2 protein-coding genes are annotated in these 4,620 nt (G+C 36.9%); both read right to left on the reverse strand.

Features of this window, described 5'->3' with window-relative positions; all coding sequences use genetic code 11:
* Positions 1-251: 251 nt before the first annotated feature.
* The gene (locus M0R38_12795; GenBank protein MCK9482611.1) at positions 252-3,848 is read right to left on the reverse strand and encodes an SUMF1/EgtB/PvdO family nonheme iron enzyme; all 3,597 of its coding nucleotides are present in this window, start codon (positions 3,846-3,848) and stop codon (positions 252-254) included.
* Between the two features lie 17 nt (positions 3,849-3,865).
* Positions 3,866-4,620: hypothetical protein (locus M0R38_12800; protein MCK9482612.1), on the reverse strand; the 755-nt coding region annotated here is incomplete at its 5' end.

A 4,620-nucleotide genomic window follows, 5' to 3' on the forward strand; every position in this document is an offset into this window, starting at 1 on the left:
CATTGAATAAACCTAACGGTTTATCTTTCGGACAGGGACAAGCCCTGTCCATACAAACCAAAATGGGATTTTGGCTTAATGGGTGGTATAAATTTCTGCGAAATTTATGGATTGATTAATCGGACAGGGACAAGCCCTGTCCCTACATTATCGTGTTTCGACAGGTTTTCGCTTCTAAAATTTGGCAACGGTTCGTTGACACTTCGCCTGCAATTTTTTTTAAAAAGTAAAAAGGTAAGAAAGCTAAAACATTACTCTAATGTTCTCACAAGGCGCAAGCCCAAAAAGAGGTTACTATCGCCAGGACTATCGTAGTAGCGATAAGCCACACGGCAGCCGACATCGTAGTTGTTCCAGCTGCCGCCACGACTGACGCGGTAAGACCCACTACTTGGACCCTTCGGATTACTACTTGGACTACTACTATAATATGAACTATTATACCAATCCCAACACCATTCAAAAACATTACCACTCATATCATAAATACCTAATTCATTGGCTGCTTTTGTGCCAACATCATGAGTTCGACTACTTGAATTGCCATCATACCATGCAACACTGCTAACACTATTTGACCCTGAATAAATATAGCCATTTGATTGATTGCCTCCTCGTGCTGCATATTCCCATTCAGCCTCAGTAGGCAAACGATATCCATTCGCAGACCAATTACATGTTATTGCATTCCATTGAGTATCAGTAGAGCTTGTAGGCATTGTTCCCCAATTACCTGGATTTGTATTTCCACTTTTCGCATAACAAGGTGTCAAACCCTCCTGAATAGATTTTCTATTGCAAAACACTATTACAGCATACCATGACACTTGTTCAACTGGTCTATTTGGATTCCCAGAAAATGAAGATGGATTAGCAGAAATACCATTATTATTTCCAGTCATCACTGTTTGCCATTCAGACTGTGTAAGTTCATACTTGCCAATCAAAAAAGAAGATAGTGTAACTGAATGTATCGGTCGCTCATCTGCTGAATACCCATTACTACCCATTTGAAATGTGCCGCCTTGTACATAAACAAGTTTTGTTAAATCAAGAATTGTCGTATTTGAATAATCTGAATAATGGCTTTGATAATAAGCTCTAATTCTATATTGATACTGAGCATTATTATTTATTGAACTATCCACCCAATTTGTAACATTAACCCCAACTGTTGCTATATTCTCTTGCCAAGCACCGTTACCAACTTTTCGAGAGATCTTAAATCCTTGTTCAAATTGATTTGTATCGGACCATGTCAGTTTTAAGCTTGTTGCAGATTGTGGTGTGATTGTCAAGTTTGTAGGAGGAGACAATAGAAATACATCTGTCTGTTCAACTGCATTTGAATAATTCTCTCCTGCATAAGCTCTTACTCTATATGTATAAATATTTCCAATCGGTGCATCTGTATCAGTCCAGACCGTTAAATTAGCCCCAACAGATGCTATATCTTCTTCCCACTCACCATCACCAACTTTACGAGATATCTTATATCCTTCTTCAAATTGATTAGTATCGGTCCAATTTAGCTTAATAGACATTGCTGACAAAGGTGTTAATATTAGATTTCCAGGTACTGTTAAAAAAAGTGCCTCCATCTTTTCGGCTGCACTTGAATAATTATCGTATAGAAATGCTTTGACTCTGTATGTATATGTAGTTCCATAAGGTGCATTTGTATCTATCCACATACTTACATTAGCATCTACCGATGCTATATCTTCCTGCCACTCACCATCACCAACTTTACGAGATATTTTATATCCCTCTTCTAATTGATTGGTATCATTCCATGTAAGTTTTAAGCTTGTTGCAGATTGTGGTATAATAGCCAAGTTTGTAGGTGCAGATAATAAAAACTCTTTTGACTCTTCTGCTGCATTAGAATAACTTTCTCCTGCATATGCTCTGACTCTGTAAATATAAGTAGTACCATAAGGTGCATCAGTATCTGTCCAGCTTGCAATATCAGGACCAACTGTTGCTATATCATTATCCCAGGCACCACTACCAGCTTTACGAGATATCTTATAACCTTCTTCAAACTCGTTGGTATCAATCCATGTAAGCTTTAAAGAAGCGGAAGACTGTGGTATAATAGTCAAATTAGAAGGTGCAGATAATATAAACGCCTCTGTCTGTTCAGCTGCATTTGAATAATACTCGCCTACAAATGCTTTGACTCTGTAAGTATATGTATTTCCAATTGGGGCATTAGAGTCTGTCCAGGTTACTATGTTGGCATCAAGTGTAGCAATACCGTCTTCCCAAGCACCATCACCAACTTTACGTGAGATCTTATACCCTTCTTCAAACTCATTGGTATCAGTCCATGTAAGTTTTAAGCTTGTTGCAGATTGTGGTGTGATTGTCAAATTTGTAGGAGGAGACAATAGAAATACATCTGTCTGTTCAACTGCATTTGAATAATACTCGCCTACAAATGCTTTGACTCTGTAAGTATATGTATTTCCAATTGGGGCATTAGAGTCTGTCCAGGTTACTATGTTGGCATCAAGTGTAGCAATACCGTCTTCCCAATCACCGCCACCAACTTTACGAGATATCTTATATCCTTCTTCAAACTCATTGGTATCAGTCCATGTAATTTTTAAAGACGTTGCAGATTCTGGGCTAATAGTCAAATCAGCAGGAGCTGATAATACAAATTCCTCCGTTTCATTTGCTGAACTGGAATAATTACCTCCTGCATAAGCTCTTACTCTATAAGTATATGTATTTCCAATTGGTGCATCATCATCTATCCAAGTAGTTTTATTAGCTCCAACTGTTGCAATATTTGCTTGCCATTCACCATTACCAACCTTACGTGATATCTTATATCCTTCTTCAAATTGATTAGTATCGGTCCAATTTAGCTTAATTGACGTCGCTGACAGAGGAGTTAATACTAAATTACCAGGAGCAGATAATACAAATTCCTCTGTTTTATCAACTGAACTGGAATAATTACCACCTGCATACGCTCTTACTCTGTAAGTATAAGTAGTACCATAAGGAGCACTCATATCAATCCAAATGGGTGAATCAGCATCGACTACCGCAATATTTGTCTGCCACTCACCATTACCTACTTTACGTGATATCTTATATCCTTCTTCAAATTGATTAGTATCGGTCCATGTAAGCTTTAAAGATGTTGCAGACTGTGGTATAATATTCAAATCAGCAGGAGCAGATAATTCGAACTCCTCTGTCTCTTCGACTGCATTAGAATAGTGACTTCCCACATAAGCTTTTACTCTATAAGTATAAGTAGTACCATAAGGCGCACTTGTATCAATCCACGATGTTGAGTTAGCCTCAGCCGATGCTATGTCTTCCTTCCACTCACCATCACCGACTTTACGAGATATTTTATACCCTTGTTCAAATTGATTTGTATCTGTCCAATTAAGTTTAATTGAAGTAGCTGATTGAGGTGTAATTGTCAATTCAATAGGAGCTGACAGTACAAACTCCTCTGTTATTTCAGCGGTATTAGACTGAAAGGAGCCTGAATATGCACATACACTATACGTATAAGTGTTTCCAATCGGTGCATTTGTATCTGTCCATGTATTTATATTTACCCCAACTGTCGCAATATTATTTTGCCATTCACCATTTCCTACTTTACGAGATATTTTATAACCTTGCTCATATTTATTTGTATCTTCCCAGGTTAACTTTAGAGAATTAGATGATTGTGGTACGATGATTAAGTTTGCAGGTACTAACAAATTTGGATTATTATCTAAATCAAAAGGGCTTGTAAAAGCTGGTTCTTCAGAACATGACAGCAATAAAACTGCGATTAGGAGAAGCAGTATAATCTTTTTCATATTTTTATTCCTTTTACTTAAAAACTATTCCATAAAACCATTAAAAAAGAGATGCCTGTATAAGCCAAAGGAACACTAAGAACCATTTTTGACTGATCATAGTAGTCATACCACTCTTGTGTTTTCTCCTTTTCTGACATTGTAACCGCATGGTTTGTACTATTTAGATAAGCATCGTAATGCTCATTATACATTGAATCACAGTAATAAACAGCAGCACCATTAACCGCAGTAAGAAACAAGCCTACATACATATTCTTTTTCCAAAAACTCTTTTTCTGCTGCAACGAACCTTGATAAGTTTGCAAATTAAAATCAAGTTTTTCATAGCGATTGGCTTTTAAGTTAATAGTTCGTGTCATAGGCAGATAATCATTTGCTGTGGCTGTAATCTCATAGTCGCCAATAAGTAATTCATGCTGCAAGCCTCTACCCTGTGCAACTACTCGATTCAAATCTTTATCAATAATAGTAAACTCAGCTTGTGGATTATTTGTACTGAGGCTGAGATTAGCTTTCAAAGGCTCCAAATAAACATCAATTAATCTATCTTCTTTATCACTCAAAGTAATTTTCTCTTGCCAGCTGCTATAGGCATATGCTTTTTCGCCTGCATGCTTTACTGTAATAGTATAATTTTGTGGAAAAACCTTTGCATAAAGATTATTAGACAGAGCAAAGTGTTTTTGATTGTTAAGAAACACATCAATCGGCATAGTATTTGATCTTAAAGTAAGGTTTGCATATTCACTGCTAAAAGTTGGGCTAATTG

This window comes from Bacteroidia bacterium, assembly GCA_023228875.1.
In the GTDB taxonomy this organism is placed as follows: domain Bacteria; phylum Bacteroidota; class Bacteroidia; order NS11-12g; family UBA955; genus JALOAG01.